Origin of the sequence: Azospirillum aestuarii (assembly GCF_016632405.1) — a bacterium.
GTDB lineage: Bacteria > Pseudomonadota > Alphaproteobacteria > Azospirillales > Azospirillaceae > Azospirillum > Azospirillum aestuarii.
Map to the genome: position 1 here is coordinate 277,166 of NZ_JAEPIV010000003.1, position 25,736 is coordinate 302,901.

Annotated in this window: 21 protein-coding genes and 1 tRNA gene; 5 read left to right on the forward strand and 17 right to left on the reverse strand. The window is 70.7% G+C overall.

Annotated elements, in window-relative coordinates:
* Positions 1 to 37 precede the first annotated feature (37 nt).
* The 8 genes from JJL56_RS10675 to ihfB all read right to left on the reverse strand — a co-directional run bounded on the left by JJL56_RS10675 (position 38) and on the right by ihfB (position 5,368).
* Positions 38 to 682, reverse strand: coding sequence for a phosphoribosylanthranilate isomerase (locus JJL56_RS10675; RefSeq protein WP_109070693.1), 645 nt, complete (start codon positions 680 to 682; stop codon positions 38 to 40).
* 11 nt (positions 683 to 693) lie between these two features.
* Positions 694 to 1,407, reverse strand: coding sequence for an orotidine-5'-phosphate decarboxylase (gene pyrF / locus JJL56_RS10680; RefSeq protein WP_145625496.1), 714 nt, complete (start codon positions 1,405 to 1,407; stop codon positions 694 to 696).
* A 104-nt stretch (positions 1,408 to 1,511) separates the two neighbouring features.
* On the reverse strand, positions 1,512 to 2,132 hold the full coding sequence (locus tag JJL56_RS10685) for a hypothetical protein (RefSeq protein WP_200485110.1): 621 nt from the start codon (positions 2,130 to 2,132) through the stop codon (positions 1,512 to 1,514).
* 42 nt (positions 2,133 to 2,174) lie between these two features.
* Complete coding sequence (locus JJL56_RS10690; protein ID WP_186452901.1) at positions 2,175 to 2,318, reverse strand: hypothetical protein; 144 nt, start codon at positions 2,316 to 2,318, stop codon at positions 2,175 to 2,177.
* 115 nt (positions 2,319 to 2,433) lie between these two features.
* Positions 2,434 to 3,546 carry an NAD(P)/FAD-dependent oxidoreductase gene (locus tag JJL56_RS10695; RefSeq protein ID WP_200485111.1) on the reverse strand — a complete coding sequence of 371 codons (1,113 nt, stop codon included), beginning with the start codon at positions 3,544 to 3,546 and terminating at the stop codon, positions 2,434 to 2,436.
* A gap of 14 nt (positions 3,547 to 3,560) precedes the next feature.
* Complete coding sequence (gene lhpI, locus JJL56_RS10700; protein WP_145625502.1) at positions 3,561 to 4,517, reverse strand: bifunctional Delta(1)-pyrroline-2-carboxylate/Delta(1)-piperideine-2-carboxylate reductase; 957 nt, start codon at positions 4,515 to 4,517, stop codon at positions 3,561 to 3,563.
* A gap of 88 nt (positions 4,518 to 4,605) precedes the next feature.
* A complete protein-coding gene (locus tag JJL56_RS10705) occupies positions 4,606 to 4,995 on the reverse strand; it encodes a lipopolysaccharide assembly protein LapA domain-containing protein (RefSeq protein ID WP_109070688.1) in 390 nt (129 codons plus the stop codon).
* 88 nt (positions 4,996 to 5,083) lie between these two features.
* Positions 5,084 to 5,368: an integration host factor subunit beta gene (ihfB, locus tag JJL56_RS10710; RefSeq protein WP_014239239.1), complete on the reverse strand. Its 285-nt coding sequence runs from the start codon at positions 5,366 to 5,368 to the stop codon at positions 5,084 to 5,086.
* Positions 5,369 to 5,643: 275 nt separating this feature from the next.
* Here ihfB and JJL56_RS10715 point away from each other — a divergent pair, with 275 nt between their 5' ends.
* Positions 5,644 to 6,450: a DUF2189 domain-containing protein gene (locus JJL56_RS10715; protein ID WP_200485112.1), complete on the forward strand. Its 807-nt coding sequence runs from the start codon at positions 5,644 to 5,646 to the stop codon at positions 6,448 to 6,450.
* 134 nt (positions 6,451 to 6,584) lie between these two features.
* Here JJL56_RS10715 and rpsA read toward each other — a convergent pair whose 3' ends face one another.
* The 4 genes from rpsA to ggt form a co-directional block, all read right to left on the reverse strand.
* Entirely contained in the window at positions 6,585 to 8,294 is a 1,710-nt protein-coding gene (rpsA, locus tag JJL56_RS10720) for a 30S ribosomal protein S1 (protein ID WP_145625507.1), read from the reverse strand.
* Between the two features lie 156 nt (positions 8,295 to 8,450).
* The gene (cmk, locus tag JJL56_RS10725; RefSeq protein ID WP_145625509.1) at positions 8,451 to 9,113 is read right to left on the reverse strand and encodes a (d)CMP kinase; all 663 of its coding nucleotides are present in this window, start codon (positions 9,111 to 9,113) and stop codon (positions 8,451 to 8,453) included.
* A 5-nt stretch (positions 9,114 to 9,118) separates the two neighbouring features.
* Positions 9,119 to 10,456, reverse strand: coding sequence for a 3-phosphoshikimate 1-carboxyvinyltransferase (gene aroA, locus JJL56_RS10730; protein ID WP_200485113.1), 1,338 nt, complete (start codon positions 10,454 to 10,456; stop codon positions 9,119 to 9,121).
* A gap of 236 nt (positions 10,457 to 10,692) precedes the next feature.
* Positions 10,693 to 12,471 (reverse strand): gamma-glutamyltransferase, encoded by a 1,779-nt coding sequence (gene ggt, locus JJL56_RS10735; protein WP_200485114.1) that lies wholly within the window; start codon positions 12,469 to 12,471, stop codon positions 10,693 to 10,695.
* 208 nt (positions 12,472 to 12,679) lie between these two features.
* On the opposite strand from ggt, the gene JJL56_RS10740 reads away from it, so the two are divergent.
* The 4 genes from JJL56_RS10740 (at position 12,680) to JJL56_RS10755 (ending at position 14,716) form a co-directional block, all read left to right on the forward strand.
* Entirely contained in the window at positions 12,680 to 13,072 is a 393-nt protein-coding gene (locus tag JJL56_RS10740; RefSeq protein ID WP_145625516.1) for a TIGR02300 family protein, read from the forward strand.
* A gap of 127 nt (positions 13,073 to 13,199) precedes the next feature.
* Positions 13,200 to 13,275: transfer RNA gene (locus JJL56_RS10745), tRNA-Ala, on the forward strand.
* A gap of 170 nt (positions 13,276 to 13,445) precedes the next feature.
* The gene (locus JJL56_RS10750) at positions 13,446 to 13,724 is read left to right on the forward strand and encodes a hypothetical protein (RefSeq protein ID WP_183177320.1); all 279 of its coding nucleotides are present in this window, start codon (positions 13,446 to 13,448) and stop codon (positions 13,722 to 13,724) included.
* A gap of 89 nt (positions 13,725 to 13,813) precedes the next feature.
* A complete protein-coding gene (locus JJL56_RS10755; protein ID WP_200485115.1) occupies positions 13,814 to 14,716 on the forward strand; it encodes a pirin family protein in 903 nt (300 codons plus the stop codon).
* On the opposite strand, the gene JJL56_RS10760 is transcribed toward JJL56_RS10755, so the two are convergent.
* Genes JJL56_RS10760 through JJL56_RS10780 form a run of 5 tightly spaced genes read right to left on the reverse strand, consistent with a single transcriptional unit; the run spans position 14,694 to position 25,439 of the window.
* On the reverse strand, positions 14,694 to 16,679 hold the full coding sequence (locus JJL56_RS10760; RefSeq protein ID WP_345772564.1) for a molybdopterin biosynthesis protein: 1,986 nt from the start codon (positions 16,677 to 16,679) through the stop codon (positions 14,694 to 14,696). The genes JJL56_RS10755 and JJL56_RS10760 overlap by 23 nt on opposite strands.
* A gap of 26 nt (positions 16,680 to 16,705) precedes the next feature.
* Positions 16,706 to 17,932 (reverse strand): molybdopterin molybdotransferase MoeA, encoded by a 1,227-nt coding sequence (locus tag JJL56_RS10765; protein WP_200485116.1) that lies wholly within the window; start codon positions 17,930 to 17,932, stop codon positions 16,706 to 16,708.
* A 31-nt stretch (positions 17,933 to 17,963) separates the two neighbouring features.
* Positions 17,964 to 18,884 (reverse strand): diguanylate cyclase, encoded by a 921-nt coding sequence (locus JJL56_RS10770; RefSeq protein ID WP_200485117.1) that lies wholly within the window; start codon positions 18,882 to 18,884, stop codon positions 17,964 to 17,966.
* A 52-nt stretch (positions 18,885 to 18,936) separates the two neighbouring features.
* A complete protein-coding gene (locus JJL56_RS10775) occupies positions 18,937 to 22,767 on the reverse strand; it encodes a response regulator (protein ID WP_200485118.1) in 3,831 nt (1,276 codons plus the stop codon).
* Between the two features lie 59 nt (positions 22,768 to 22,826).
* Positions 22,827 to 25,439, reverse strand: a complete 2,613-nt coding sequence (locus tag JJL56_RS10780) for an ATP-binding protein (RefSeq protein WP_200485119.1) — start codon at positions 25,437 to 25,439, stop codon at positions 22,827 to 22,829.
* Between the last annotated feature and the right edge of the window lie 297 nt (positions 25,440 to 25,736).

Genomic DNA, 25,736 nt, shown 5'->3' on the forward strand with positions numbered 1-25,736 from the left:
ATCAAATTTTATTCAAATACCTTGCCGCGACGAGACGTCACAGCCCGGCCACGCTGTCGAGGAAGCGGCGGATCAGCTCCGGGTCCTTGTGGCCGGGACGGTCCTCCACCCCCGACGACACGTCGAGCGCCGTGGCCCCGGTCGTCCGCACCGCTTCCGCCGCGTTTTCCGGCTTCAGCCCGCCGGACAGCATCCAGGGCTTCGGCCAGCTCCGCCCGGCGAGCAGCGTCCAGTCGAAGGCGATGCCGTTGCCGCCCGGCAGGGCCGACACTTTGGCCGGCGGCTTGGCGTCGAACAGCAGCCGGTCGGCGACCTCGGCGGCCTCCAGCGCGGCGGCCAGATCCTCCGGCCCGCCGACCTTGATCGCCTTCATCACAGGGATGTTGAAGGCGGCCTTCACCTCGGCGATGCGGCGCGGCGTCTCCTTGCCGTGGAGCTGGATCAGGTCGAAGGGGACTTGGCTGACCACATGCTCCAGGAAGTCGTTCTCCGGATCGACGAACAGCCCAACCGTGCGCACGCCGGTGGGGACCAGCCGCGCCAGCTCCGCCGCCATGGACGGCGCGATGGAGCGCGGGCTCGGCGGGTAGAAGACGAAGCCGACATAGCGCGCCCCGCCGGACACCGCGGCGTGCAGCGACAGGGGCTCGGTGAGGCCGCAGATCTTCACGCTGACGGGCATGGCGCGGGTCCTTACAGTTCCGAAACGATGCGGCGGGCGGCGGCTTCCGGGTCGGCGTCGCCGGTGATCGGGCGGCCGATGACCAGATGGTCCGCCCCGGCGGCCAGCGCCTCGGCGGGGGTCATGACGCGCTTCTGGTCGTTGGCGGCGGCCCAGGCGGGGCGGATGCCCGGCACCATCAGGATGAAGTCCGGTCCGCAGGCCTCGCGGATCAGCGCCACCTCGGCGGGGGAGCAGACGACGCCGTCCACCCCGGATTCCTTGGCGAGCAGCGCCAGCCGCTTCACCTGATCGGCCACCGGAACGCTCTGCCCGACGGCCTGGAGGTCGGCAGCGTCCATGCTGGTCAGCACGGTGACGGCGAGGATCTTCGGACGGCCGACACCGGCACTCGCCGCGGCCTCCGCCGCCGCGCGCATCATCGCCGGGCCGCCGGAGGTGTGGATGGTCAGGAAGGCGGGCTTCAGCGGCAGCGCCGCCCGGATGCCGCCTGCGACCGTGTTGGGGATGTCGTGCAGCTTGAGGTCGAGGAACAGCGGCGGGCCATCCTCGCCGATCACCGCGCGGATGCCCGCCGGGCCATGGGCGATGAAGAACTCCAGCCCCAGCTTGATCCCGCCGACCACTCCCGCGATGCGCCGGCCGAGGTCGCGGGCGGTGTCGAGGTCGGTCGTGTCGACGGCGCAGAAGATGCGCGAGGCGGGCGCGATGCTGGGCGTGCTCATGGAAAAACGGCTCTCCGGACCCTGGACGATGGTGACGGGGCGCAGCCTAACAAGGGCCGGCGGCAATCACCAGACTTCCGGGGGCCGGAGAGGGGTGAGGACCGCTATTCGCGGTTCACGTCGACGCGGCCGGTCGGCGGAGTGGCCGGAGTTCCCGCCGGGGTAACGGTCGGCGTGGCCGCCGGAGCGCCCGCCGCCGGGTTGGCGCCCTGGGTGTTGACGTCGCGCAGCGCGGCGGCGGCGGCGCGGCGGCGTTCCTCGGCGGCCTGCGCGTTGTCGTAATCGGCGGTGCCGGCGTCATAACCGCTCCAGCCGGCCTCGCGGTAGCTCTGAGCCCGGCCGGGGATGTCCACCGAGCCGTGGCGCTGCATGACGGTCAGCGCGGAGTCGCACATCGCCTCCTCGACCCGGCCGACCAGCAGCACGCCGCCGCGGCGCACGCCCTCCGCGAAGACCTCCGCGTCCTCCCGAGTCACGCCGACGCCGGTCAGCATGGAGACGCGGCGGTCGCGGGCGTCGAAATTCGGGTCCTGCCCGAAATCGGCGGCGTGGCGCCAGCTTTCCAGCCGGTTCTCGGTGGCCAGACTGGCCGACGAACCCAGCTTCGCGCTGTCGGCGCCCATCATGGTGAAGTCCTGCCGCAGATTGGCAGCTTCGAGTTCGCTCAACGCGCGTTCGGCGCCGGACAGATCGTCGTACAGCGCGACAATGGTCTTCTTGTTCATGAACCCGCTCCTGTGCTGGTCCGATCCGGACGTGGTCCAGACTCAGAGGAAGTAATAGAGGAGGGCGAGGACCACCAGCACGACCAGCGCGATGACCCACCAGTTCATGGAGCCGGCCGCACCGCCCGTCGCCGTCCGGTTGCCGTCCGTGTCATAGACACCCACTTTGCGAGGTTCGTCGGCCATGGATGCTTCACTCCCTGTCGGTAAGGCTTCAGCCAACACAGGCTGATTGCCCTCTCAACAGGGGTGGAGCCGCACCGTTCCGCCGGTTCCCGGAAGGGCGGCGCCGGGAGAGCGCTCAGCGCCCGGCAGCCCAGTCCGGCAATTGCGACGCTTGCGCCGGATCGCCGATGGCGGCGGCCAGCGCCTCGCCCAGCGCCGGGGCGAACTTGAAGCCGTGGCCGGAACAGGCGCTCATCAGCCAGCAGCGGGCGGACAGCGGCTCGACGACGAAGCGCTCGTCGTCGGTCACCGTGTAGAAGCAGGTCGCCGCGTTGGCGAGGCTGTAGCGGTGCCCGTCCGCCAGCACCCGGCGGGCGCGGTCCAGCACGTCGCGCGCCTCGTCCGGATCGGGATCGCGGTCGGCGTCCGGGTCGCCGACGCGCGAGAAGCGGTGGTCGCCCGCCTTCATCGTCGTGCCGGCCACCGGGGGAACGACGTAGACCCCGCTCTCCCCGTCCGCGTCGATCAGCATCGGCGCCTTGGCCCAGACGCCGCGCAGCCCTTCCGGCGGCATCAGATAGGCCACCACCTGCCGCGACGGGGTCAGGCGAGCCGCCGTTACCGGAAGCAGCTTGGTCACCCAGGCCCCGGCAGCGACCACCAGCGCGTCGGCGCCGATGGTCCGGCGGTCGGCGAGCGTCACGGTGGCACGCTCGGCGTCGATCGCCGTCACGGGGGCACGCGCGTGAACCGTCACCCCCAGCGCGTTCAGATGGTGGCTGAGCAGCTCCACGATCCGCCCGGCAAGCAGCACGCCGCCGGACTCCAGATGCAGCCCCTCCGCCACCGCGTTGGCGTCGACCAGCGGGAATTCCGCGGCGATCTGCGCCGGGGTCAGGCGGCGGAAGGGATGGCCCAGCGACTCCAGCACAGCGGCGCTGTCGGCCAGCCAGCGCCGCCCGTCCTCCGCCGAGGCGGTGCAGAGCGTGCCGCTGGGAACCAGCAGCCGTTCGCCCAGGTCGCCCCACAGCCGCTCCCACGCCTGGAGCGCGCGCTCGGTCATGCGGGCGTAGCCGGCGCTGGCGCCGTAGGCGTGGCGGAACAGCCGGTGCTGGTCCACGGAGCTGCCGAAGGGGTTGGGCACCTGGCCCTGGTCGAAGACCGCGACCTCATGCCCGGCGCGGGCCAGCGCCCAGGCCGTGCACAGCCCCATGATGCCGGCGCCGACGACGGTGATGCGGAGAGTCATGATGGGAAAACGCCTTAACGGATCGTGTCGTTGTGGATCACCATCTCCACCGCCAGCTGGGCGGCGCAGAGGTCTTCCAGCGCGGTGCCGACCGACTTGAACAGGGTGATCTGGTCGTAGAAGCGGCGTCCGGCGCGCTGGCCGCGGGTCAGGTCGTAGAGGTCGCCGGCGATGTCCGCGTCGGTCAGGATGCCGGCCTTCATCGGCTGCACGATGTCCCCCGCCTCCTTGCAGGCGCCCTCGCGCGTGTCCACGAAGACGCGGGAGCGGCGGATGCAGTCGTCGTCCGCCTCGCGCATCTCCGGGGTGAAGCCGCCGACGAGGTCGAGGTGGGCGCCCGGCTGAAGCCATTCGCCGCGGATCAGCGGCTCCTTCGCCAGCGTGGCGCAGGAGATCACCTGGGCGCCGCGCACCGCCCCTTCCAGGTCGGCGGTGGCCTCGATGCGGAATTTCGGACGGTGGAAGCGGTTGGCCACCTTCTTCGCCTTCTCGATGCTGCGGCCCCAGACCAGCACATGCTTGATCGGCAGGACGGTGGCGAAGGCCTCGATCAGCTCGGGCGCCAGAGCCCCGGTGCCGACCATCAGCAGCCGTTCCGAGTCGGGCCGCGCGAGGTAGGAGGCGGCGAGCGCGGAGGCCGCCGCGGTGCGCCGCTTGGTCAGGGCGGTGCCGTCCAGAACCGCCTGGGGCATCCCCGTCCTGCCGTCCATCAGCAGGTAGATGCCCTGCACCGCCGGCAGATCCTTCGCCCCGTTGTCGGGGAAGACGGTGACCACCTTGACGCCGATGGACTGGTTGACCTGCCACGCCGGCATCAGCAGCAGCGTGCCGTCGTTCTGCCCATAGGTCTCGACCGTGTGGTGGTGCCGCATCGGCACCTCGACCCCGGCGCGGAAGGTCTGCCGCATGCGCTCGATCAGCATGCGGAAGTGCAGGACGGATTTCAGCTCGGCTCCGGTGACGGTGCGCATCGGCGACTCCCTCCACAGGTCCGGCAAAGCGGAACCCCCCTCCCGCCCCCCAGCCGGACGGGAGGCCGAAGGGGATGCCGGCGAGCGGTCAGTGGACCGTGGTCGCCGGCAGGGCGGCGCCGGAGCCGGTCACCGCGGGCAGGCCGCCGGTGCCGGACACCGGACGGTTCATCTCCGCCAGACGCTTCTCCGCGGCGGCGGCGCGGACCTGCGTCTCCTTCAGCTCGCGCTCCAGGTAGGACACGCGGTCGGAGGAGCGGCGGGCGCGGCGGCGGTGGCGGCGCTGGGCGTTCCAGGCGACGACTCCGCCGGCCAGGAAGCCGATCACCAGCGCCACCAGCGTGGCGAGGTAGACCGGAACCTCCAGCGTGAAGGGCAGCGGCCAGAGCGACAGCGTGACCAGGCCACGGTTGGAGATGGCGAACAGCACCGCGGCCAGCGCGATGGGAACGGCGATGATGAGGGCGATGAAACGCACGGGTATGGTCCTCGTGTCCGTGGTCGGGGACCGGGGCAGCGCCGGGTCCGGGCCGATGAATCAGTGACAGGCTGTCAATGAACGGAAATCATTCGTCGGTGTTCAAGCGCTCGCGCAACTGTTTTCCGGTCTTGAAGAAGGGGATCGCCTTCTCGCCCACCTCGACGGCTTCGCCCGTGCGCGGGTTTCGGCCGGTGCGGGCGTCGCGACGCTTGACGGAGAAGGCGCCGAACCCGCGCAGTTCCACCCGGTCGCCGCGGGCGAGCGCTTCGGAGATCTCGTCGAAGATGGTGCCGACGATCTTTTCGATGTCGCGCTGGTACAGATGCGGATTGCGCTCCGCGAGCCGTTGAATCAGCTCTGATTTGGTCATGGCGATTCCGTTTCCCCCGGTTCGAGCGCCCTTGGACCGCGCTCCTTGACCTGCGCGCAAGCGTGCCACCGGGTCCGGTGACCGTCAAGCTAAGCCTTTCTGGCGGAACCCTTTTCCCGGCAACGCTCCGGCTTGCCCGATCACCGCTCGGAAAAAGGCCCGAAATGTGATTAATCCGTCTTACGGATTGCCTTTGAACACACCATTTCCGATGACATGGATGGAACGGTCCCCGTCGCCGAACGCGGTTGGAGGGACGCGGTTGGAGGTTCGCCATGACACACGCCCATCACACCGGCCCAGCCGATCCGCTGGCCGGCCTGCCCTACGCGGACCGCGTCCGCACCGTCACCGCCGCCCAGGCTCTGGGCTGGCTGCGGGCGGGCTGGGCGGACCTGCGGGCGTCGGGCTGGGTCAGCCTTGCCTACGGCGCCCTGTTCGTCGCCATCGGCTTCGCGCTGACCGGCGGGCTGGTCCTGGCGGGCATGGCCTATCTGATCGCGCCGATGATCGGCGCCTTCCTGCTGATCGCCCCGCTCCTGGCGCTCGGCCTCTACCGGATTTCCAAGGATGTCGAGGAGGGGCGGCGGCCCAGCCTGTGGCGGGCGCTGACCGCGTGGCGGGCCAACCCCTACCACATCCTGACCGCCGGCCTGATCCTGATGCTGTACGTGATGATCTGGGCACGGATGAACGTGGTGGCCTTCGCCCTGTTCTTCCCGCACGAGGCCATCGCGCTCGATCATTTCGTGGCGCAGATGTTCAGCCTGGACGGTCTGGTCTTCACCGCTTTCATCACGGCGCTGGGCTTCGCCTTCGCCGCCTTCGCCTTCATCACCAACGCCACCGCTCTACCGATGATGATGGATCGCCCGGTGGACGTCTTCGCCGCGGCGCTGGCCTCGGCGATGGCGGTGCTGCGCAACCCGCGGGTCATGGCGCTGTGGGCCGGGCTGATCGTGCTGGTCACCGGCGCCGGGCTGGTGACCGGCTTCCTCGGACTGATCGTCGCCCTGCCCCTGGTCGGCCATGCCAGCTGGCACGCCTACCGCGACCTCATCAAGGAGGACGAGGAGGGGTGAAGGGCTGAAACGTTTCAAACGGAAAAAGCCGCCGCGGGGTGACCGCGGCGGCTTTTTCTTTGGCATAGATACGGGAGACGGGCCCCCTCCCCGACCCTCCCCCGCTGACGCAGGGGAGGGGGATGGGAAGGACCTTACTCCTCGCCGGTCTGCTGCTTGCGCTTCAGAGCCGCACCCAGGATGTCGCCCAGCGAGGCGCCCGAGTCGGACGAACCGTACTCGGCCATCGCCTGCTTCTCCTCCTCCATCTCGCGGGCCTTGATGGACAGCGAGATGCGGCGGGAGCCGCGGTCGATCTGGGTCACCTTCGCGTCGACCTTCTCGCCGACGGCGAAGCGGTCCGGACGCTGCTCCGAACGGTCGCGGGACAGGTCCGACTTGCGGATGAAGCCGGTGTAGCCCTCGCCGACCGTGACCTCGATGCCACCGTCGGTGACCTGGGTGACGGTGCAGGTGACGACCTCGTTCTTCTTCAGGCCGGCCGTGGCAGCCTCGAACGGATCGTTCGCGAGCTGCTTGATGCCGAGGGAGATGCGCTCCTTCTCGACATCCACGTCCAGGACCTTGACCTTGACGCGGTCGCTCTTCTTGTACTCGGCGATGGCCTCCTCACCCGACTTGTTCCAGTCGAGGTCGGACATGTGGACCATGCCGTCGATGTCGCCCGGCAGACCGACGAACAGACCGAATTCGGTGATGTTCTTGACCTCGCCTTCCAGCTCCGTGCCCGGACCGAACTTCTCGAGGAAGGTTTCCCACGGGTTGTCCAGGCACTGCTTGAGGCCCAGGCTGATGCGGCGCTTCTGCGGATCGACGTCCAGGACCATGACCTCGACTTCCTGAGACGTCGACACGATCTTGCCCGGATGGACGTTCTTCTTCGTCCAGGACATCTCCGAGACGTGCACCAGGCCCTCGATCCCCGGCTCCAGCTCCACGAAGGCGCCGTAGTCGGTGATGTTGGTGACGCGACCCTTGAACCGCGAGCTGACCGGGTACTTGGCTTCCACGCCTTCCCACGGATCGGCTTCCAGCTGCTTCATGCCGAGGCTGATGCGCTGGGTCTCCGGGTTGAAGCGGATGACCTGGACCGTGACGGTCTGGCCGATCTGCAGGGCCTCGGACGGGTGGTTGATGCGGCGCCACGCGATGTCGGTGACGTGCAGCAGGCCGTCGACGCCACCCAGATCCACGAACGCGCCGTAGTCGGTGATGTTCTTGACCACACCCTGCAGAACCTGGCCTTCCTTGAGGTTGGCCACCAGCTCCGAACGGGCCTCGGCGCGGCTCTCTTCGAGCACGGCGCGGCGCGACACGACGATGTTGCCGCGCGAGCGGTCCATCTTCAGGATCTGGAAGGGCTGCGGGGTGCCCAGCAGCGGGGAGATGTCGCGGACCGGACGGATGTCCACCTGCGAACCCGGCAGGAACGCCACGGCGCCCGACAGGTCGACGGTGAAGCCGCCCTTGACGCGGCCGAAGATGACGCCGGTGACGCGGGTCTGGTCCTGGAAGGACTTCTCCAGCAGCGCCCAGGCCTCTTCGCGCTTGGCCTTCTCACGCGACAGAACGGCTTCGCCGTTCTTGTCTTCCATGCGCTCCAGATACACCTCGACCGTGTCGCCCGCCTTCATCTCGGGCGGCTGGCCGGCAACGGCGAATTCCTTCAGCGCGACGCGGCCTTCCGACTTCAGACCGACGTCGATGGTGACCATGTCGTTCTCGACGGAGACGACGCGGCCCTTGACGACCGAGCCTTCGAGGGACTCGGCCGTGCCGAGCGACTCCTCGAGCAGAGCCGCAAAGCTTTCCTTTTCGCCGGTCCGGGCCATAGCTTGTGCCATTGAAACTCCTAAGGTTGGCCGAAAGCGATCCCGCCATGGTCCGTCCCGCGGCAAAACGGGCCGGCCCCCGATGGGACCACCGCGCCGGGCACCACGCCCGGCGACTTGGTTGACATGCGTTCCATATGGAGGGCCGAAGCGCCCGGACCCTGATGCTCAGACCTTGGGGCCGAAACCGGTTTTCGTTCCGATAAAGGCGGTCGCCGCTGCGAACGCCTGGTCGGCGTCGAGGGCGGAGGTATCAAGCACAAAAGCGTCGGCAGCCGGCAGGAGCGGTGCTACCGTCCTCTGGCTGTCGCGCGTGTCACGGGCCTTCATGTCCTCCAGGACGTCGGACGGTATAGCCGGAATCCCGCGTTCCCGCAACTCCTTGAGTCGCCGCTCGGCCCGCACCTCCACCGAAGCGGTAACGAACAGTTTGGCATCGGCGTTCGGGCATACGACCGTTCCGACATCCCGCCCGTCCAGCACCGCCCCCGGCGCGCCGCCGGGCGGGGTGGCGGCGAAGCGCCGCTGGAAATCGAGCAGGGCGGCCCGCACCTCCGGCACCGCCGCGACCTTGGACGCCGCCTGCGCCGCCTCGTCGCTGCGCAGGGCCGGGTCGTTCAGGATGCCGTCGTCCGGCCGCAGCGCGCGGGCGGCCCGCGCCGCGGCCTCCGCGTCCGCCGGGTCGCCGCCCGCGCGCAGCACGCCGACGCCGACGGCGCGATAGAGCGCCCCGGTGTCGAGATGCGCGAAGCCGTAGGCCTGGGCGATCCGCTTGGACAGCGTGCCCTTGCCCGCCGCCGCCGGGCCGTCGATCGCAATGATCAGACCCATCGCCCTTACGCCCCCGCGATCTTGGCGCCGACGCCGTTCATCAGAGCGACGAAGCCGGGGAAGCTGGTGTCGATGAAGGCGCCGTCGTCCACCTGGACCGGCTCGGATGTGGCCATGCCCAGCACCAGGAAGCTCATGGCGATGCGGTGGTCCATGGCGGTGGCGACGGTGGCGCCGCCCTGCGGTGGCTTGCCGGTGCCGTAGACGGTCAGGCTGTCGTCGGCCCCGACCTCGACCTTCACGCCGCACTTGGTCAGCCCGTCGGCGACCATGGCGAGGCGGTCGCTTTCCTTCACGCGCAGCTCCTTCAGGCCGAGCATCACGGTGGTGCCCTCCGCACAGGCGGCGGCGGCGGCGAGGATCGGGTATTCGTCGATCATGCTGGGGGCGCGGTCCGCCGGGACGACGATGCCCTTGAGCGGTCCGTGCTTGACCCGCAGGTCGGCCACCGGCTCGCCCGCCTCGTCGCGGCGATTCTCGAAGGCGATGTTCGCGCCCATCTCGACCAGCGTGTCGTAGAGGCCGGTGCGGCGTGGGTTCATGCCGACGCCGGGGAGCAGCAGCTCCGAACCGGGGCGCAACAGGGCCGCCACCGCCGGGAAGGCGGCGGAGCTGGGGTCGGCGGGCACCACGATGGTGCGCCCGGTCAGTTCCGGCTGGCCGGTGACGGAGACGGCGAGCGCGCCGTCCTCCATCCGCTCGGTCGTCACGGTGGCGCCGAAGTGGCGCAGCATCAGCTCGGTGTGGTCGCGGGTCGGCTCCGCCTCGATGACGGTGGTGGTGCCGGCGGTGTTCAGGCCGCAGAGGATGATCGCCGACTTCACCTGGGCGGAGGCCACCGGCAGGCGGTAGGTGATCGGCACCGTGCGGTCGCTGCCGACCACGGTCAGCGGCAGCCGCCCGCCCGACCGCCCGACGAAGCGTGCGCCCATCTGTTCCAGCGGGCCGGTCACGCGGGCCATCGGGCGCTTGTTCAGCGAGGCGTCGCCGGTGAAGACGCAGGTGATCGGGTGCGACGCGACGAGGCCCATCAGCAGGCGCGCCGCCGTGCCGCTGTTGCCCATGTCGAGCACCTGCGCCGGTTCCGCCAGCCCGCCCAGACCGACGCCGCGCACGCGCCACACGCCGTCCCCGCCGCGCTCCGCCTGGGCGCCCAGCAGGCGCATGGCGGCGGCGGTGTTCAGCACGTCCTCCCCTTCCAGCAGGCCGTGGATGACGGTCTCGCCCACCGCGACGGCACCCAGCATCAGCGACCGGTGCGAAATCGACTTGTCGCCCGGCACGCGGATGGTGCCGGCCAGCGCGCCGGTGGAGGATGAGCGAAGCGGCTTCGCCTGCAGCATGGGAGGACTCCCCAGACAAGAATGTTACCAGGGCGGAGTACCTAGCACAGAGGCGGGAACGAAGCGAGGGGCGCCCACGCAATGGCGAGGCAGCGGCTCCGGGGTGGTTCAAGAATCGGGATGGGGTGTGAACCACAGAGACACGGAGGTCAATCATCCCCGCGGCGGTGAGCTCACTGTGTCTCTGCGTCTCTGTGGTGAAAAGACCAGCCAAGTTGTTTGTCAAACCGCCCCCGTCAATCCCCGACCGCCACCCCCTCGCGCCGGGTGTCGGCGCCGCCGGACAGCCCCTGGCCGGTCACCATGATCGCCTGGGTGCCGGAGGTCAGCTCCATCGCCTTGACCATGTGCCCCCGCGCCTCCAGCGCCGCGATCCAGCCTTCCGCCTCGGTGCCCTGCTCCAGCTCGGTCGGGCCGTTGCGGCTGCCGAAGTTGGGGGCGTCCACCGCCGCCTGCGGGTCGAGGTTCCAGTCGAGCAGGGCGACCAGCGTCTTGCCCACGTAGTTGATGATGTTGCTGCCGCCCGGCGACCCCACCGAAGCGACCAGGGCGCCGTCGCGGAAGACCAGCGTCGGCGCCATGGAACTGCGCGGACGCTTGCCCGGCTCCACCCGGTTGGCGACCGGCTTGCCGTCCTCCGTCGGGGTGAAGGCGAAGTCGGTCAGCTCGTTGTTCAGCAGGAAGCCGCGCACCATCAGGCGGGAGCCGAAGCCGTCCTCGATGGTGGTGGTCATGGCGACGGCGTTGCCCGCGCCGTCCACCACGGAGATGTGGCTGGTGCCGTGCTCCTCGGCCTCGGCAAAGCCCCAGGCACGGCCTTGCCGGAAGGGCGGTTCGCCCGGCTGGGCCTTGCCCATCGACCGCTCGCCGACCAGGGCGGCGCGGCTCGCCAGATAGCCACGGTCGAGCAGCCCCTTCACCGGCACCGACACGAAATCCGGGTCGGCCAGATAGAGGCCGCGGTCGGCGAAGGCGAGTCGCCCGGCCTCCGACATCCAGTGCGCCGCCAGCGCCGGATCGCCGCGGGTGGCGGCCATGTCGCGGCTCTCCAGGAAGGCCAGCATCTGCAGCACCGCGACCCCGCCGGAGCTGGGCGGCCCCATGCCGCACAGGGTGTAGGCGCGGTAGGGGCCGCAGACCGGTTCCCGCTCCTTCACCCGATAGGCCTTCAAGTCGGCCTCGGTCATGTCGCCGGGGTTGGTCGGGTGGCCGGTCACCGCCGTGACGAGGTCGGCGGCGATCGGTCCCTCGTAGAAGGCGGCGGAGCCATTCTCAGCGATGGCGCGCAGGGTCGCCGCGAACTCCGGGTTCTTCAGGACATGGCCGACCGGCCAGGGCGTGCCGTCCGGCTGGTAGAAATAGGCGCGCGCCGTGGGGTTGCCCGGCAGATGCTTCTCCATCGCCAGCTGGCCGTTCAGCCGTGGGCTGACCGTGAAGCCGGTTTCGGCCAGCGCGATGGCGCGCTCGAACAGGCGGGGCCAGGGCAGTTTGCCGTGCGTGCGGTGGGCATGCTCCAGCAGCATCACCGTGCCCGGCACCCCGACGGACCGCCCGCCGACCACCGCGTCGTAGAAGGGCATCGGTTTGCCGTCCGCCCCCAGGAAACGCTCCGGAGTCGCCGCGGCCGGCGCCGTCTCGCGTCCGTCGATGGAGGTCACCGCCTTCGTTGCGGCGTCGTAATGGACCAGGAAGGCGCCGCCCCCGATGCCGGAGCTTTGCGGCTCCACCAGATTGAGCACGAGTTGCACGGCGATGGCCGCGTCCACCGCGCTGCCGCCAGCGCGCAGGATGTCCCGCCCGGCCTCCGCCGCCAGCGGATTCGCGGCGGCCACCATATGGCGCGCGGCGGTGTCGACGCTGCGGCTGCCGCGTCCGGTCGCGCGCTCCGGCGCCACATCACCCGCGGCGCCAGGGGCGAGCGACGGCGCCGTCTGGGCGAGGGCCGCCAGCGGCAGCGCCGCCAACAGGCCGGCGGACAGCAGCGCCCGCCAGCGGCGGGACAGCAGGATCGGCATCGGGTTCCTCCCCCTTTTATCATGGTATCCTTGTCGGCGGACCGATGGACCACCGCAGGGTTGAAGTTTGGCACCGGCCACCGGCCCCGCCACGTCACCGGCGACATTCAGCGAACTTTTTTTTGACAAGCGCCCGCTGGCGTGGCAAAGGGCGCGGCTTGCAATTCCCGAATTGGGCATTCCCTAGGAACGTGACGGAGGACGAGGCGTGGCCAAACCCGAATGGGGCGTCAAGCGCATCTGCCCGAGCTGTGGCGCGCGCTATTACGATCTGCGCAAGGACCCGCCGGTGTGCCCGAGCTGCGGAGCGCAGTTCGATCCCGAGGCGTTGCTGAAGTCCCGCAAGGCGCGCCCGGCGCCGGTCGACGATGTCAAGAAGGCCCCGGTGGTCTCCTCGGAGGACGAGGATGTCGAGACCGAGACCGAGGAGTCGCCGGAACTCGATGAGGTCGAGGACGACGTGTCCGTCGACGACATCGAGGAAACCGACGAGACGCCCGAGGATGAGGACGACGTCCTGATCGAGGACACCTCGGAGCTGGGCGAGGACGACATGGACGAGGTCGTCGACGTCGAAGGCGAGGACGAGGAGGAGCGCTGACCGGCGCTCTTCCGGGTGAGCGGAAAAAAGCTGGGCGGGGCTGAATTTTTCTCTTGCATCGCCCCCCCGTCCTGACCAATATCCCGCTCCACCGAGGCTGGCCGCAAGGCTCGCCGCCCAGAGTTTCGGGGCCATAGCTCAGCTGGGAGAGCGCTACAATGGCATTGTAGAGGTCAGGAGTTCGATCCTCCTTGGCTCCACCAAACACCCGAAGGGCCTGCGCAACACCGCGCGGGCCCTTTGGCGTTTCGGGCCTCGGCTTCCTGCCATCCCACCCGCTGCCACCGTCTTGACAGGCGTCAAGGAACGCTCTTTGGTCGGGCGGCACCGTCGGCTTCCGCCGATTCCCGTTCCCTCCCGCTTCGGACACGCCATGGCCGACATCCTGATCGCCAACACCCTGACAGGCGACACCACCCTGGGCGCGCTGAACGCCGTCGATCCGGACGCCGTGAGCCGGCTGGCGCAGATCCATCCGGTCTTCAACCCCGGCGTCGGCGTGCCCGACAGCGCCAGCCTGGGCGATCTCGCCAAGGCCACCGGCATCCCGCTGGACGTTCTGCTGGCCACGGCGCGCGGCGCCATCCACGTCACCGCCCCGGCGGGCGGCTGCGGCTGCGGAAGCGGCGGCTGCGGCACCCCCAAGCACTGAACGCTTTCCCCCTCCCATTCGCGGCGCCGGTCCCCACCTGTTGGTGGCACCCACCATTGGGAACAGGCTTCGGGAACGGGAGGACACGCATGACGACGGCGCCAACATCGACCGAGTCTCCGGACGGCTGGCTGGAAACGGTGGTCGTTCCGCGCACCAGCGACATCGGCGGATTCGAGGTGCGGCGCGCCCTGCCCTCTGTCCGCAAGCGGATGGTCGGGCCGTTCGTCTTTCTCGACCAGATGGGGCCGGCCATCCTGAAAGCCGGGGCGGGCATCGACGTACGCCCCCACCCGCACATCGGGCTGGCCACCGTCACCTACCTGTTCGACGGCGAGATCCTGCACCGCGACAGCCTGGGCACCGTGCTGCCGATCCGTCCGGGGGCGGTGAACTGGATGACCGCCGGGCGCGGCATCGCCCATTCCGAACGCTCCGCCACCGACGAGCGCGGGCGCGACCGGCTGCTGTCGGGCATCCAGTCCTGGGTCGCCCTGCCCAAGTCCCATGAGGAAACCGACCCCGCCTTCGTCCATCTCGGCGCCGACGAGTTGCCGGTGGTGGAGGGCGAGGGCAAGCGGCTGCGCGTCGTCGCGGGCGAGGCGTACGGTGTACGTTCGCCCATGAACACGCTGTGGGACACGCTGTACGTCGATGCCTCGCTGGACGCCGGCGCCCGCCTGCCCATCGACCGCGAGACCGAGGAGCGGGCGCTTTACATTGCCGACGGCACCGTCACGATCCACGGCGACCGTTTCGAGGCCGGGCGGCTCCTGGTGCTGCGCCCCGGCGACGCGGTGACGGTGGAGGCCGAAACCCCCGCCCGCCTGATCCTGCTGGGCGGCGCCGTGATGGACGGCCCGCGCCACATCTGGTGGAACTTCGTGTCCAGCCGCCAGGACCGCATCGAACAGGCCAAGGCCGAATGGAAGGCCGGGCGGTTCGACGCCGTTCCCGGCGAGACGGAGTTCATTCCGCTTCCGGAACGGTGAAGCCCAGCGCCGTCAGCCTCTCCCGCACCGCCGGATCGGCCAGCGCCGCCAGGAAGCGCCGGACCGCCGGCCGGTCCCGGCGGTCGCTGGGGATCACGAAGTCGTAATGCTCCGCCTGCAGGGGCAGGAAGCCCAGCCCGTAGAGGGTGGCGACGCTTTCGATGGCGACGCCCCAGTCGGCGCGCCCCTGGGCCACCGCCACCGCCACGGCGTTGTGCGACTTGGCCTGCGACCAGTAACCGGTGGGACGCGCCGCCCCCAGCAGCCGGTCGGTCAGGATGCGCGTGCCGCTGCCGGCGTTGCGGTTGACCAGGATGCAGTCGGGGTCCTGCGCCGCCGCCAGACCGGCCTCCTCGGCCGTTTTGCCTTCGAAACGAACGTCGCCCTTGCGGAAGACAATGCCCTGAAGGCGGCGGTAACCGGTCACGAGGCCGAGCGCCGGGGTCAGGAAGGGGCGGTTGTACTCGCCGCTCTTCGGGTCCATCAGGTGGATGGCCGCGACGTCGCATTCGCCGCGCCGCGCGGCGGCGAGGCCGCCCATCGAGCCGACGTTCAGCGCCTTGACCGTCAGCCCCTCTTCGACCAGACGGCCGGTGATGGCATCGAGACCGACGCAATGGCTGCCGATCACGATCAGGTCGGCGGGGCGGGTGTCGCGCCCGATGCGCTGGACCGACACCGGGGTGCCGGCCTCGACCGCCTCGGCCTGCGGGTCGATGGCGATGAAGCCGTCCGCCGCGCTGAAGGCGGTCACCGCGCCAGAGCCCTTGGACAGCGGATAGGCCGCCAGCAGTCCGTCCGCCCCGCGCACCAGCGAGACCATCACATATTCGGTCCGGCCCCGTTCCGATCCCAGCCGCATCGGCACCGTCGCGTCCACGGTCTCCTTCGCCGCGGGCGGCAGGCCGGCCAGCGCACGCAGCACCGGGGCGACGAATTCGTGGAAGGTGAACATGGCGGAGGTCGGGAAGCCGGGCAGGATCACCACCGGCTTGCCCTTCGTTACGGCCAGGCACAGAGGCTTGCCGGGCTTCAGCGCAACGCCGTGCGCAACGATGCCGGGGTCGGTCAGGCGGTTGACGATGCGGTAGGACAGGTCGCCCGCCCCCTTCGACGTGCCGCCCGACAGCAGCAGCGCGTCGCAGGCCAGCCCCTGCTCGACCAGCGGGGCCAGTTCGGCCTCGTCGTCGCGGGCGATGCCCAGCCGGACCGGCTCCCCGCCCAGCTCCTCCACCGCGGCGGCGAGGATGGCAGCGTTCGAATCATAGACGGCGCCGGGCCGGATCGGCTCGCCGGGGGCGACGATCTCGTCGCCGGTGGACAGGATGGCCACGCGGGGGCGGCGGACCACCGAGACCTCGGCCCGCCCGATGGCGGCCAGCACGCCGATCTCGCGCGAGGTCAGCAGCTGGCCGCGGCGCATCACCGTCTCACCGCGCCCGATGTCCGACCCGGCGGCGGCGACGAAGGCGCCGGGCACCACCGGCTTGCGGATCTCCACCAGAAGGGCGTCACCCTCCTCATGCGATTCGGTGTGCTCCACCATCACCACGGCGTCGGCGCCGCGCGGCAACATGCCGCCGGTGGCGAGCACGGTGGCCGTGCCGGGGGCGACGGTCAGCGCCGGGACGCGCCCGGCGGACAGCACCTCCTCGTTCAGGCGCAACACGACCGGTGTGTCCTCACCCGCCCCCTGGGTGTCGGCGGCGCGCACCGCGAAGCCGTCCACCGAGGAACGGTCGAATCCCGGGACATCGACCTCAGCCACCACGTCGGCGGCCAGCACGCGGCCCAGCGCGGCGCCCAGCGGCACCGTCTCCGCCCCCTTGGGCGTCAGGTCGAGGTGGCGGCGGAAGCGCGCCTCGGCCTCGTCGCGGCCCACCACCTCGAGGAACTGCTCCTGCCGGGCCGCCTGGGCGACAAAACGCCGGATGTCGATTCGCCGGATGTCCTGGTTGGACACGCCCTTCCCCCCTCGCTCGATGCCGTTCAGAGATTTGTACCGTCAAAACAGCGCAGGGTCACGGTCGCCCCGGCGGGAACGCCCTCGCTGTCCGCCGGGATCAGCACGAAGCCGTCGGCCAGCACCGCCCCGGCCAGACCCGGCCGGTGTGGGGAGGCGACCGGCTCGACCATCCCATCCGCCGTCCGGCGCACGCGGTACAGTTCAGTGCAGCCGATCTCCGACACCAGCTTGCGCACCGTCACGGCGGGGACCGCCGGATGCGGCAGCGCGGGGTCCCGCCCGCCCAGGCGGCGCACCGCCCGCCCGGCCAGCAGCTCATAGGCCGTCAGGCAGGCCATCGGTTCACCGGGCAGCAACACCGCGGGCATGCCGCCGGCCCATCCCAGCGCCGCCGAGTCGCCGGGGCGCAGGGCCACGCCATGCAAGGCGAGCCCTCCCGCGTCGGCCAGTGCCAGGGGTGCCACGTCGTCCTCCCCCACCCCGGTGCGGCCGGCGGAGATCAGCAGGTCGGCGCCGGGGGCCGCGTAGGCGGCGGCCAGGGCGGCGCGGTCCGCCGGCAGCGGCCCCACCAGCTCCACAACGCCGCCATCCCGCGCCACCAGCGCGGCCAGCATCGCGCACAGCGTTTCGGGTCCGGACCGCGGCCCACCGGCCAGCACGATCCGCACCCGCGGGCGGGCGCCGACATGCACGACGTCGATCCCCAGCGCGGCGAGCAATCCAAGATCCTGCGGGCGCAAGCGGTGCCCGGCCTTCAGCAGGACCGTCCCGGCGCGCAGCCCCTCCCCCTGCCGCTCCACGCCCTCGCCCGGGGCGGCGCTGCCCAGCGCCTCGACGAAGGGACCATCGGTCTGCATGGCCTCCACGGGCAGGACGGCGTCGGTCCCCGGCGGCATCGGCTCGCCCGCCGCGACCGTCACGGCGCCCGGCAACGGAACCGGGTTGTAGGAGCCGGCGCCCAGCGTGTCGCTGGAGGCCACCGCCACGCCGTCGCGGGCGGCCCGGTCGGCGGGCGGCCAATTCCCCGGCGCGGTCACCGGAGCGGCGAGAACCACGCCCTCCGCCAGCGTGGCGGCGAGATCGGCGAGAGGCACGGCAAGCGGCGGCAGAGGGGCGACGGCGGCGTCGATCCAGCCTTCCATGACCGGCAGGGCGGCACGGCTGGAAAAACCGCGCCCGCGCACGTCGGTCGCTGAACAAGGACGCCGGTCGCTGTTTGCGGTGCCGTCTCCGGCTCTGGCCGCGGTCATGGCTGCATCCGTGATGCCTCAGGTCGGCCCCTTATACCGCAACCTCCACACCGCCGCTGCACACACGGTTGCGGCCGGCGCGCTTGGCCTCGTAGAGCAGGCCGTCGGCAAGCTGGGTCAGCCGGTCCGGCGTGTTGTCCAGAATCGGCTGGGCGGTGGCGACGCCGAGGCTGATGGTGACGTGGTCGGCGACATGGGACACCGCGTGGGGCAGGCGCCGGTCGGCCACCGTCCCGCGCAGGCGTTCGGCCACCTGGACCGCCCCGTCCTCGTCGGTTTCGGGAAGCAGGCAGACGAACTCCTCGCCGCCGTAGCGGGCGATCAGGTCACCCGGCCGCATCATCTGCCCGGCCAGGAGCTGGGCCACCGCGCGCAGGCACTCGTCGCCCGCCTGATGGCCGTAATGGTCGTTGTAGGGCTTGAACTGGTCGACATCGAGCATGATCAGCGACAGCGGAAGCTGCACCCGTGCGCAGCGCCGCCATTCGCGCAGCAGCACCTCGTCGAAGCGGCGGCGGTTGGCGATGCCGGTCAGGCCGTCGGCGAAGGACAATGTGCGCAGCAGATCGGTCTGCCGCTTCAGCAGCAGGTGGTTGCGCACCCGCGCCTTGACGATCGGCGGGCTGATCGGCTTGGAGATGAAATCGATGGCGCCGACCTCCAGCCCGTAGGTCTCGTCCTCCACCTCGCTCTTGGCGGAAATGAAGATGACCGGGATGTCGCGGGTGATCGGATCGGCCTTGAGGCGGGAACAGACCTCGTAGCCGTCCATGCCCGGCATCATGATGTCCAGCAGAACGAGATCGGGCAGCCGGGACTGCGCCAGTTCCAGCGCCTTCGCCCCGTCGGTCGCGAAATAGATTTCGTGGTCGTCCTTCAGGATGCGGCTCAGCACATGCACGTTGGACGGGATGTCGTCGACCACCAGGATCTTGGAGCGTGCGTCGGTCATGTTCGGTTCCTGGTGGCCGGTTCCTGAAAGGCGGTTCCTGGTGTGAAGCGGGTCAGTCGGCCGGAAGGGACAGGCCGAGGTCCTGGGTGATCCTGCGCAAAATTCCTTGAGCTTTTGTAAAATCGAGGCCGTCGACCGCCGACGAGAGCGCCTTCATGGCCACCGGGTCGATCCAGTCGGCCAGCGGCGGCGCCAGGATGGCGAACTCCTCCGCGGCGGCGAAGTTGCTGTCGCGCAGCAGCCGGGCGAAACGCTCCAGCATGGGCTCCAGCGTCGCGATGTCCATCGTCGGACCGTCACCACCCGGAGGGGGGCCGGGGGGGACGCCGGGGGCGTGCCCCGGCGCCACGGCCAGCCGGGCGGCGGAGTCCAGCACCGCCTCAAGCTCCGCGCGCAGCACCGGCAGCTGCTGCGCCGCCGCCGCCCCGTCCCCGCGGAAGGCGGCGACCTGCACCGCGTCCGCGGCGGCGGACAACGTCCGCGCACCGATGTTGCCCGCCAGACTTTTCAGCTCATGCCCCAACGCCTTGGCCCGCGGCAGGTCGCCGGCGGCCAGGGCGGAGGCGATGCCGTCCGCCACGCCGTCGTAGGTCCGGGCGAAATCGGTGACGAACTTGCGGAACAGCCCGACGTCGCCGTCCAGGCGGTGCAGCGCGTCCTTCACGTCGATGCCCGGCAGTTCGGCAGGAAGCGTTCCACGGGCATAGGACGGCACGGCCTTGGGCAGCAGCGGGATGCCGGGCGTCGCCGGTTGGCCGAGCCAGCGGGTCACCACGGAGAACAGCTGCTCCACGTCGATGGGCTTGGCGATGTGGTCGTCCATGCCGCCGTCCAGGCAGCGCTGCCGGTCGGACGGCAGGGCGCTGGCGGTCATCGCGATGATCGGCAGCCCCTGCCCGGCAGGCCGGGCGCGCAGCCGGCGCGTCGCCTCGAATCCGTCCATTTCCGGCATCTGCACGTCCATCAGGACGAGATCGAAGGGCGGATTGGCCTCCTCGACGCGGGCGACGGCCTCGCGCCCGTTGCCGGCCAGGGTCACGCGGGCGCCGGCGCGCTCCAGGATCTCGCGGGCCACCTCCTGGCTGATGCCGTTGTCCTCCACCAGCAGCAGGCGCTGCCCGAAGAGCGGGCGCCGTTGCGGCGGCCGGAGAAGGCCGACGGGAACCGGCGCGCAGGCGTGCAGCGCAGTGGTTTCCAGCGCCTCGCCCTCCGCGCTCTGCCCAAAGGCGTCGATCACCGCGTCGAGCAGGGAGGAGGCGGTGACCGGCTTCACCAGCGCGCCGCTCAGGCCCAGATCCGGCGTTCCCGCATCCCCCGACGCGGCGCCCATCCTCTCGCGGCCGAAGGCGGAGACCACGATGATGACCGGGGCCTTCACCAGCCCGTCCTCGCGGATGCGGCGGGAGGTCTCCAGACCGTCCATCCCCGGCATCTTCCAATCCATCAGCACGATGTCGTAGGGCTGCCCGTCGGCGGTCGCGCGCTCCAGCACCACGATCGCCTCAGGCCCGGACGCGCAGAGCGAGGCCCGCCAGCCGAACGAGGCGACCAGCTCGCCCAGCACCTCGCGCGCCGTGAGGTTGTCGTCCACCACCAGCACCGACAGGCCGCGCGGCACGGCGCGGAACCGCGACGGACGCTCCCCCGCCCGCCCGGCATTCCCGAAAGCGCCCTGCCCGAAGACAGCGTTCCCGAAAACGGCGGTGAAATGGAAATCGCTGCCCCGGCCCGGCTCGCTCGTCACATCCATGACGCCGCCCATCAGGGTGACCAGCCGCGTGCAGATGGCCAGCCCCAGGCCGGTGCCGCCGTAACGCCGGGTGGTGGAGCTGTCGGCCTGGCTGAAGGCCTGGAACAGCCGCTCCTTCTGCTCCGCGTCGATGCCGATGCCGGTGTCGCGGATGGAGAAGGTCAGGACCGCCCGCTCCTCCGTCACCTCGACGGCGCGGACGGACACCACCACCTCCCCCGCCTCGGTGAACTTGATGGCGTTGCCGGCGAGGTTGATGAGCACCTGCTGAAGGCGCAAGGGGTCGCCGACGATGTCGAGCGGAACCTCCGGCCCGACCGAGAACAGAACCTCGATGTCCTTGTCCTGCGCCGCCGCGCCGACGATCACCGCGAGGTTCTGCAGCAGGTCGTCCAGGCGGAATTCCACCCGTTCCAGCTCCAGCTTGCCGGCCTCCACCTTGGAGAAGTCCAGAATGTCGTTCAGGATGCCGAGCAGCGACTGCGCCGACACGCGGATCTTCTGGGCGTAGTCGCGCTGGCGCGTCGACAGGTCGGTCTGCTGGAGCAGATGGACCAGCCCCAGGATGGCGTTCATCGGCGTGCGGATCTCGTGGCTCATGTTGGCCAGGAATTCGCTCTTGGCGCGGCTGGCCGCCTCGGCCACGGATTTGGACTGGCGCAGCGCCTCCTCGGCCCGCTTGCGCTCGGCGATCTCGTGGAAGACGACCACCGCCCCCTCCACCCGCCCGTCCTCCAGCATGGGCGAGGCCGCGAACTCCACGGGGAAGCTGGTGCCGTCCTTGCGCCAGTAGATGTCCTCCGACCCGCCCCGCGCCTCGCCGGTGCGCAGCACCTCGAAGACCGGGCAGTCGATGGTCGGCGCCGGCGTGCCGTCGGCGCGGGTGTGGTGCAGCAGCACATGCAGGCTGCGGCCCAGCATCTCCTCGTTGCTGTAGCCGGTCAGCGCGCAGGCGGCGGGGTTGGCGAAGGTGATCCGCTCGTCGCGGTCCACGCCGCAGATGCCTTCCGACGCCGATTGCAGGATCAGGTTCAGCCGGCGGTTGGCCCCGGCGAAGGCGCGGTTGGCCAGTTCCAGGCTGCGGGCGGTGGCGTCCAGGTCGGCGTTCGTCTCGGCCAGCCGGCGGCGCCCCACCTCCTCGCGCGACAGGCTGCGCGCCGCCGCCATCGCCAGCGCCGCGCAGGCGGCCACCGCCAGCAGGACCAGCAGGCCGCCGTGGACCGTGCGCTCGCGCCAGGGCGTCAGCGCCTCGTCCCGCGACATGCCGACCTGCACGATCAGCGGCAGATCCTGAACCCGCAGGTTGGCGACGATCCGTTCCGATCCGTCCACCGGGGACTGGCTGAAGATCGTGCCGCCGGTGGCCCGCGGCGCCTCATCCATCGGGCGGGTGACCGGAGGCGTGTCGGGCGGTGCCCCGGACGGTGCCCCGGACAGCGATGCGGCGGTGTCCAGGCCCGACAGGCTGAACAGCAGGGTCCCGTCCTCGCGGTACACGGCGACGGCGCCTCCGCGTCCGATGTTCAGCCCGTCGAAGAAGGAACGGAAATAATCGAGGTCCAGGGCGATGTTGGCGACGCCCTGGAAATTCTCCACCGTCCCGATCCGGCGGCTGATGGTGAAGGTCGGCTGGCCGGTCAGCCGGCCCCGGATCATCCCGCCGATGTGGAACGCCTCGCCGTTCCGGTGAGCCTTGAAGAAGGCGCGGTCCGCGTTGTTCATCGGCGGCGACGGAAACTGGCGCGTGGTCAGCAGCCCGTTTCCGGCGGCGTCGAGTATCCAGATGGAACTGACCTCCGGCATGGCGTCGGACATCGCGCGCAGCTCCTGCCACAGCGGCAGGTCGCGCCCGACCGCCTCGACCTCCCGTGGGCGAAGCCGGTCGTCCACGCGCTGCAGAACGAGATCGCTTGTCGCCACGGTGCGGCGCACATGCTCGTGCAGCAGGCGGGCGGCGCTCAGCGTCCGGTCGCGGGCGTGGCTCACCGCCTCCTCGCGGTCGGCCCAGGTCGCGGCCCCCCAAAGGCCGACTCCGAACAGGGCGATCACCCCGACGATGGTCGTCAACAGCGTCCGCAGCCGCGTGCGGGGGGCCGCGGCGGGTCCCTCCCCCGTCGAAAAAGCTTCGTCCATTGCCGGTGTCCGCCAGGTCCGGCGCACGCCGGAGGAGAGAAAGTTGCCGCACATCGGAATTATGGCGTCCGGACGATATCCTTCGCAAGAGACTTGAAATGGCTGCCCCCCCGGCCGCGGGACAGCGCGTCGCGCAGAGCTTCCGCCCCTTCCTCCGCGGCGTCGAGGACGTTGCCGGCCAGCCCCTCCGCCTCGTGCCGGCGGCCGGCGCGGAGGGCGGCGCTGAGCGCGCGGCAGGCGGACGCCAGACGGACCAGCCCCAGATTGGCCGACGGCGCGATCAGCGCCTGCGCTTCCGCGAGCGGGCAGCCGGATTCGCTGCCCGTGCGCAGGCGGCTCATCCGCCGCGGCAACTCGTCGAGGAAGGCGGCGGCCAGACGGGCGCACGCCTCCTCCCCCAACTCGTCGGACAGCCGGACCAGCATCGCGCGGTCGAGCGGCTGACGGAGCGGGTTCGGCTCCACCGCCGTGAAGGTCTCGGGCATGGCGCCCTTTTGTGCCGCGCCGTCCGGGTCTTCGGCGGTCCGACCGCCCTGGATGGCCCAGCCCAACGCGCCGTCGATCGCGTCCAGCATGGTGGCGCGGTCCACCGGCTTGGCGATGTGGCCGTTCATGCCGGCGTCGTGGCAGCGCTGCACCTCGTCGGGCAGCGCGCTGGCGCTCATCGCCAGGATCGGGATGGTCCCCACCGGCGGCGGCAGGCCGCGGATCGCCCGTGTGGCGGCGTGCCCATCCATTTCCGGCATATGCACATCCATCAGCACGAGATCGTAGGCGCCGCGCTGCACCGCCTCCACCGCCTGCCGCCCGTTGGCGACGGCGCCCACGCGGTGGCCCGCCCCCTGCAGCATGGCCATGATCAGCTCCCGGTTCATCGCCAGATCCTCGGCCAGCAGGATGCGCGCCGGACGGCGGTGAACCAGCAGTTCCGCCGCGCAAGGGGCGTCGTTGCCGACGGGCGGATCGGCTTCGGGCAGCACCAGCGACAGCCAGAAGGTGGAACCGACGCCGGCCTGGCTCTTCACCCCGACCGTCCCGCCCATCATCTCCACCAGCCGCCGGCTGATGGCGAGGCCGAGACCGGTGCCCCCGCGCGACCGGTCGATCTGGCTGAAGCGCTGGAACAGCTGGCCCTGCCGGTCCGGCGGAATGCCGATCCCGGTGTCGGTGACGGCGATCGTCAGGTGCGGCCCGGCGGGCGTGTCGGCGATCTTCACGATGGTCAGGCCGACGCCGCCATGCTCGGTGAACTTCACGGCGTTGGCGAGCAGGTTCAGCACCACCTGCCGCAGCCGGTCGGGATCGCCGCGCAGCCAGTCCGGCACGTCCGGCGCCATGGCGGCGTGCAGCGTCAGCCCTTTGGCCTGCGCTTCCAGCCGCAGCACCGCCTCGCAATTGGCGATCAGGTCGCGGATGGCGAAGGGGGCGTCGTTCAGCACCAGCCGCCCCGCCTCGATGCGGGCGAAGTCCAGCACGTCCTCGATCACGGTCAGCAGCGACCGGCCGGCGTCGCGGACCAGACGGGCGTGGCGGCGCTGCCGGGGCGTCAGCTCCTCGTCCAGCAGCAGGCGGGCGAAGCCCAGGATGCCGTTCAGCGGGGTGCGCATCTCATGGCTCATGGTCGCCAGGAATTCGGCCTTGGCGCGGCTGGCCGCCTCGGCCTCCAGGCGGGCCTGGATCAGCGCCTGCTCGTTGCGCTTGATCTCGGTGACGTCGGTGACGATGCCGTCCCACACGATGTCGCCGTTGTCGCGCCGCGCCGCGCGGCTGGAGACGCTGATCCAGCGGATGTCGCCGTCCGGCCAGAGGATCCGGTATTCGAGTCTCCAGGGCTCCAGCGTCTCGGCGGAGGCGTGGATCGAGGCGAACAGGCGCGGGCGGTCTTCGGGGTGGAGGATGCGGTTCAGCGACTCCAGCGTCACCCGCTCGGTCGCCGGCAGCCCCATCACCTGGAAGAAGCCCGGACTGCAATAGGGAAAGCGCAGCCGGCCGTCCACCGTCAGCACCCGCTGATACACGCCGCCCGGCAGGTTCGCCACCGTCGCGGCGAAGCGGCGCTGGCTTTCGGTGAGGGCGATCTGGAGATCGCAGCGCTCCTGCTCCTTGCGCAGGAAGGTGCCCAGCGCCAGCGTGCCGAGAAGGTTTCCAAGGCTCAACGGCACCAGCGTCGTTTCGAACATGCGGAACGCCATGTCGGGCGGCAGCAGCAGGAAGCTGAAGGGCGCCATCACCGTCACCAGCAGGGCCAGCGCGGCCAGATGGCGATTGCCGAACCGCCCGGACCGCCGCGCCGCCGCCCCCACCAGCATGCCGATCAGCCCGGCCCCGACCAGCGAGATAACCCCCGCCACGGCTCCCGGCCCGCCCAGCCAGAAACGGAAGGCTCCGGACACCGCCGCCGCCGCCACTGCGGCCAGGACACCGCCGAACGGACCGGCCAGCCCGACCATCACGTTGCGCGCGTCGATGAACAGGCCCGGCGCCACCCGCACCGGGTCGGCCATGCCCAGCACCGCCACCGCGCCGAACATCAGGCCCAGAAGAACGTTGGCCGCCGGCGCCGGCCAGCCGGCGGCCCGGCCGCGAATCTGCAGGAAGACGACCGCCACGACCGCGAACAGCCCGATGTTCTGCGCCAGCCCGAGCAGCAGTTCACTGGACACCATGCTCATTGCAACCCCCTAGCGGTCCCGCTTCGCATTTTGCCAGTGCGGCGCGATGCGAATTCGCATCGTGCGACGCATTCCCGGCATACGGGGGGACGCCGCTCCGTTTCGGTCCGCCCGTCGGCCCCAGTCACGCAAAGGGCGTGCCGCGCCGGAGGTGGTCATCCATCCTGGGCAACCCGGCAGAGGCAACCCGCCCGGCATCGCCATAGGGGGTGGCGGAGCCGCGCCGCGCCGGGGCGGAAAAGATCCCGCGTCCCGCACCGCACCACGCCCTTCGGGGGACCCCGTCCGCGCCGGCAA

Coding starts and splice junctions, on each gene's coding strand:
- JJL56_RS10675 (WP_109070693.1), bottom strand. CDS start 682: ATGCCCGTCAGCGTGAAGATCTGCGGCCTCACCGAGCCCCTGTCGCTG.
- pyrF (WP_145625496.1), bottom strand. CDS start 1,407: ATGAGCACGCCCAGCATCGCGCCCGCCTCGCGCATCTTCTGCGCCGTC.
- JJL56_RS10685 (WP_200485110.1), bottom strand. CDS start 2,132: ATGAACAAGAAGACCATTGTCGCGCTGTACGACGATCTGTCCGGCGCC.
- JJL56_RS10690 (WP_186452901.1), bottom strand. CDS start 2,318: ATGGCCGACGAACCTCGCAAAGTGGGTGTCTATGACACGGACGGCAAC.
- JJL56_RS10695 (WP_200485111.1), bottom strand. CDS start 3,546: ATGACTCTCCGCATCACCGTCGTCGGCGCCGGCATCATGGGGCTGTGC.
- lhpI (WP_145625502.1), bottom strand. CDS start 4,517: ATGCGCACCGTCACCGGAGCCGAGCTGAAATCCGTCCTGCACTTCCGC.
- ihfB (WP_014239239.1), bottom strand. CDS start 5,368: ATGACCAAATCAGAGCTGATTCAACGGCTCGCGGAGCGCAATCCGCAT.
- JJL56_RS10715 (WP_200485112.1), top strand. CDS start 5,644: ATGACACACGCCCATCACACCGGCCCAGCCGATCCGCTGGCCGGCCTG.
- rpsA (WP_145625507.1), bottom strand. CDS start 8,294: ATGGCACAAGCTATGGCCCGGACCGGCGAAAAGGAAAGCTTTGCGGCT.
- cmk (WP_145625509.1), bottom strand. CDS start 9,113: ATGGGTCTGATCATTGCGATCGACGGCCCGGCGGCGGCGGGCAAGGGC.
- aroA (WP_200485113.1), bottom strand. CDS start 10,456: ATGCTGCAGGCGAAGCCGCTTCGCTCATCCTCCACCGGCGCGCTGGCC.
- ggt (WP_200485114.1), bottom strand. CDS start 12,471: ATGCCGATCCTGCTGTCCCGCCGCTGGCGGGCGCTGCTGTCCGCCGGC.
- JJL56_RS10750 (WP_183177320.1), top strand. CDS start 13,446: ATGGCCGACATCCTGATCGCCAACACCCTGACAGGCGACACCACCCTG.
- JJL56_RS10755 (WP_200485115.1), top strand. CDS start 13,814: ATGACGACGGCGCCAACATCGACCGAGTCTCCGGACGGCTGGCTGGAA.
- JJL56_RS10765 (WP_200485116.1), bottom strand. CDS start 17,932: ATGACCGCGGCCAGAGCCGGAGACGGCACCGCAAACAGCGACCGGCGT.
- JJL56_RS10770 (WP_200485117.1), bottom strand. CDS start 18,884: ATGACCGACGCACGCTCCAAGATCCTGGTGGTCGACGACATCCCGTCC.
- JJL56_RS10775 (WP_200485118.1), bottom strand. CDS start 22,767: ATGGACGAAGCTTTTTCGACGGGGGAGGGACCCGCCGCGGCCCCCCGC.
- JJL56_RS10780 (WP_200485119.1), bottom strand. CDS start 25,439: ATGAGCATGGTGTCCAGTGAACTGCTGCTCGGGCTGGCGCAGAACATC.